Here is a 3340-nt window from a genome sequence, read left to right as displayed (position 1 = left end):
CCACGCTGGAGTTCCGGGTCGGCCGGGAGGCGGAGGCGCGCAGCCTGCGGGTGCTCGCCACCGCCGTCCCCGGCCTCGACCGCTCCACCGCCGTCGCCGTCCGCGGCGTGGTGCAGGACGTCACCGGCCGGCGCCGCGCCGAGCAGGCCCTCGCCGGCACCCGGACCCGGCTCGCCGAGCAGCGCCGCCGCGCCGACACCGAGCACCGGGCCGTCGTCGCCCTGCAGCGCGCCCTGATGGACGCCCCGGCCGGCCCGCCCACCCCCGGACTGCGCACCGCCGCCCGCTACCTGCCCGCCGGGCGGGGCAACAAGGTCGGCGGCGACTGGTGGGACGTCCTCGCCCTGCCCGACGGCACCGTGCTCGTCGTGGTCGGCGACGTCTCCGGCCACGGCCTGCCCGCCGCCGCCGGCATGGCCAACCTGCGGCACGCCCTGCGCGGCCTCGCCTACACCGGCGCACCGCCCGAGGAACTGCTCGCCCGGCTCAACCGGATGCTCTGCCACGAACGCGGCAACTACACCGCCACCGCCGTCTGCGGCCGCCTCGACCCGGCCGCCCGCACCCTCGACTGGGCCCGGGCCGGCCACCTGCCGCCCGTCGTCACCCGCGGCGGCGGCGAGGCCCGGCTGCTGGAGATGCCCGACGGCATGCTCCTCGGCGCGGTGCCCGGCGCCCGCTACCGCCCCGCCCGGCTGCGCCTGGAACCCGGCGACACCCTGCTGCTCTACACCGACGGCCTGGTCGAGCGCCGCGGCGGCGACCTCGGCCGGGGCGTGCACCGCCTGGTCGAGGCACTGCGCGACTACCGCGCCGACGACATCGAGGGCTGCCTCGACCACGTGCTGCGCCGCCTCGGCGCCCCCAACCCGCTCGACGACACCTGCCTGGTCGGACTGCGCCTGGCCTGACCGGGGCCGCCGGCGCGGCGCCGCCGGAGCGCTGCCGGGGACGGCGGCCCGCGCCGACCTATGGTGGAGGTGAGCACCCCCTCGTACGGGAGGAGCCGGCGATGGACGCCGACACTGCGGCGCACGGCGGACCCGCGGGCGCCGACCAGCTGACCGTCTCCGTGGACCGGTCGGCCGGCCGCTGGGTGCTGGCGCCGGCCGGCGAGCTCGACCACGACAGCGCCGAGCCGTTCCGGGAGGCCCTCGACGGGGCGCTCCGCGACCCCCCCGACCTGGTCGTGGTGGACTGCTCCGGCCTGTTGTTCTGCGACTCCACCGGGCTGAACCTGCTGCTGCGCGCCCGGCTGTCGGCCCAGGCGGACGGTGGCGAGGTGGTGCTCGCCGCCCCCACCGCGATGGTGCGGCGGATGCTGGAGATCACCGGCGCCGGCGAGATCTTCCGGGTGGTCGACAGCACCGCCGAGGCGGGGCCCGGACCGGGCGGCGGTGGATGACCGGGCCCTTGGGGCCGGCCGGGCAGGTGCGGCGGCTGGCCCTGTACGAGTCCCGCGGCGCGGTGCAGCACTGCCGGGACTTCACCCGCGAGGCCCTGCACGACTGGGGCTGGCTGCCCGCGGTCGACGGCGAACGCCTGGCGGTGGCCGAGGACGTGCTGCTGATGGTGAGCGAACTGGTCACCAACGCCTGCCTGCACGCCGGTGGGCCGCGCGAACTCGTCCTGCAGCGCACCGGCGGCGGACTGCGGGTCGAGGTGTCCGACGACAGCGTCGACCTGCCCGTGCTGCAGACCGACCGCCCGCGGTCCTCGCCCGGCGGGCACGGACTGCGGGTGGTGGACCGGCTGGCCGCGTCCTGGGGCAGCGTGCCGCGCCCGCCCGGCAAGACCGTGTGGCTGGAGGTCGAGCAACCGGTGGACGACCGCTGAGCGCACCCGCCCGCCGCCCGCGGCGGAGACGGCGCCCCGGAGGCGGAGCGCCCGGCCCGCCGGCGGTGGCAGAGTGGACGTGGAAGACACCCGTCCGGACGTGCCGCACCGTGCCGAGGACGACGATGAACCGACCGATCCCGCCCGAACACCACCGCACGGCCGACCACCGGCAGCCCCGCCGGGACGGCCCGCAGGCTGCGCCGCATCACCCGCCGGGCGAGGCCGAGCTGGCCGGTGGAGAGCAGGGTGAGCCCGCAGCAGACCGGGCCGGAGGGCAGTCGCACCTCGAAGCCCAGGTGCTCCAGCACCTCGACGGCGGCCCGGGCCGGCTCCGGGTCGAGCAGTTCCGCCATGCTGTCCGGCCAGAGCAGCACCGGCTGCGCACCGGGTTGGACGGGGTGTGCGGCGCGCCACCGGCGGAACCAGGCGGTGAAGGTCTGCTCCGGCAGTGCGGGCAGGCTGCGCCGGGGGTCGATCCCGCCGAGCCGTTTGAGTGCGGCGCCGCCCGGCCCGGACCGCAGCAGCCGGCCGGCGAGCCGCGGGGCGAGTGCGGCGCCGCGCAGCCACAGCGGCAGCCAGCCGAGCGCGAGGTGGGAGGCCGGGCGCGGCCGCCACCGGTAGTGGCGGTGCAGGAACTCGGCCTTGTAAGTCGCCATGTCGACATGGACCGGGCAGTCGCTCGCGCAGCCCTTGCAACCGAGGCAGAGGTCGAGCGCCTCGCGGACCTCCTCCGAACGCCAGCCGTCGGTGACGAGTTCGCCGCGCAGCATCTCGGCGAGCAGCCGGGCCCGGCCGCGGGTGGAGTGCCGCTCCTCGCCGGTGGCCATGTAACTCGGGCACATCACACCGGAGGAGGTGTCCACGCAGGCGGCGACGCCGACGCAGCGGTGCACCGCCTTCAGCAGGCTGCCGCCGTCCTCCGCGAGGGGCAGCGTGACCGGCAGGTCCCGGCCGGGGAAGCGCAGGTCGGCGTCGAGCGGCCGGGGGTCGACCAGCACCCCCGGGTTGAGCAGGCCGTCCGGGTCCCAGACGCCCTTGAAGCGGCGGAACAGCTCCAGGACCTCCGGCGGGTACATCCGGGGCAGCAGCTCGGCCCGGGCCTGGCCGTCGCCGTGCTCGCCGGAGAGCGAGCCGCCGTACGAGACGCACAGGTCCGCCGCCTCCTCCAGGAAGGCGCGGAAGGCGGGCAGCCGGGCGGGATCGGTGAGCGGGAAGTCCAACCGCAGGTGGACGCAGCCCTCGCCGAAGTGCCCGTACGGGACGCCGCGCAGCCGGTGCCGGGCGAGCAGGCCGCGCAGCGCGCGCAGGTAGTCGCCGAGGTGCTCGACGGGGACGGCGGAGTCCTCCCAGCCGGGCCAGGCCTCGCCGCCGCCGGGGAGCCGGGTGACGATGCCCGCGCCGGTCTCCCGGATCCGCCACAGTGCGCGCTGCTCGGCGGGGTCGGTGACCACCATGGCGGTGGCGCGGGCCCTCGCCGAGGCCGTCCGGCGGGCCGGCCGCG

General features: G+C 77.5%; 3 protein-coding genes and 1 pseudogene. 3 read left to right on the top strand and 1 reads right to left on the bottom strand.

Annotated features, from left to right (window positions below; genetic code table 11):
• From ABZ641_RS30170 to ABZ641_RS30160, 3 genes are all read left to right on the top strand, one after another.
• Positions 1-911 (top strand): PP2C family protein-serine/threonine phosphatase (locus ABZ641_RS30170; RefSeq protein WP_359986848.1); only part of this gene is annotated, 911 nt, incomplete at its 5' end.
• A gap of 101 nt (positions 912-1012) precedes the next feature.
• Positions 1013-1405 (top strand): STAS domain-containing protein, encoded by a 393-nt coding sequence (locus ABZ641_RS30165; RefSeq protein ID WP_344628434.1) that lies wholly within the window; start codon positions 1013-1015, stop codon positions 1403-1405.
• Entirely contained in the window at positions 1402-1836 is a 435-nt protein-coding gene (locus ABZ641_RS30160) for an ATP-binding protein (protein WP_344628433.1), read from the top strand. Before ABZ641_RS30165 ends, ABZ641_RS30160 begins: the two co-directional genes overlap by 4 nt.
• A gap of 167 nt (positions 1837-2003) precedes the next feature.
• On the opposite strand, the pseudogene ABZ641_RS30155 reads toward ABZ641_RS30160, so the two are convergent.
• Positions 2004-3340 (bottom strand): annotated as a pseudogene (locus ABZ641_RS30155) (FAD-linked oxidase C-terminal domain-containing protein); the annotation flags it as partial.

It is taken from the genome of Kitasatospora sp. NPDC007106, assembly GCF_040634455.1.
GTDB classification, from domain to species: domain Bacteria; phylum Actinomycetota; class Actinomycetes; order Streptomycetales; family Streptomycetaceae; genus Kitasatospora; species Kitasatospora arboriphila.
Note: the sequence above shows the minus strand (reverse complement) of the source record. Positions and strands in the feature narration are given on the sequence as shown.